Below are 976 nucleotides of genomic sequence, written 5' to 3'. Positions count from 1 at the left end.
ACCGTGGACTGTGCGTTTGGGGACAGCCTTTCCGGTCTTGCCAAAGTGACCTATCAGGTGGAAGAAGTGGACACCGGGAACGTGACGCAGGAAGAGACGATCGTCATCGGGGAAGAGGGAACGATCCGTCAGGGAAGTGCGCAGATCGTAGAAAAGGATGAGAACCTGGTGACCGGGCTGTCAAAAAGTATAAAAGTGACGAACAACTGCAACAACATCAAAGTCCGTGCCGTATTCACCGACCGTGCCGGTTATGAAACAAGAGAGGAACGAACGTTTAGCATCGATAAGACGGCACCGGTCCTTGCCGTTACGTATGACAACAATTCCTATGATAAGGAATTTGAAGCGGAGACAGAGTATTACAAAGAAGGAAGAACGGCGACCATCACCGTGACGGAACGAAATTTCAACGAGGCAGATGCGAAGGTGACGGTGACAAACAGTGAGGGCAGTGCGCCTTCCATCAGCGGCTGGACGAAGCATGAGAACCGTCAGGATCCGGATCAGACGACGTATACGGCGACCATCCCGTATCAACAGGAAGGGGATTATACCTTTGCCATGAGTTTTGAGGATTTGGCCGGGAATCAGGCGGCGGACATCCCGCAGCAGAAGTTCACGGTCGATACGACGGCACCGGTCATAGAAGTCACGTATGATAATAACCAGGCGCAGCGTGAGACGTTTTATAAGGAAGGGCGTACGGCGACCGTGACCATTCGGGAGCACAACTTTGAGACCAGCCGTATCAAGACGGTATTGAAAGCGAAAGACCAAGGAGCGGCACCGGGCATCAGCAGCTTTACCAGCAATGGGGATGTCCATACGGCAAGCATCCGCTTTGAGGACGACCAGGTCTATACCTTTGACATCGATTATACGGACAAAGCCGGGAACCAGGCGGCAGACCTGCAGGAGATTACGTTTTGTGTGGACAAAACAAAGCCCACTCTGACCGTAACGGGAATCAAGA

General features: G+C 52.5%; 1 protein-coding gene. It reads left to right on the top strand.

What is annotated here, in order from left to right; all coding sequences use genetic code 11:
- Positions 1-976: Ig-like domain-containing protein (locus DWV06_RS12575; protein ID WP_193726023.1), on the top strand; the 976-nt coding region annotated here is incomplete at both ends.

The sequence above is a fragment of the Anaerosacchariphilus polymeriproducens genome (assembly GCF_003363435.1).
GTDB lineage: Bacteria > Bacillota > Clostridia > Lachnospirales > Lachnospiraceae > Anaerosacchariphilus > Anaerosacchariphilus polymeriproducens.
Note: the sequence above shows the minus strand (reverse complement) of the source record. Positions and strands in the feature narration are given on the sequence as shown.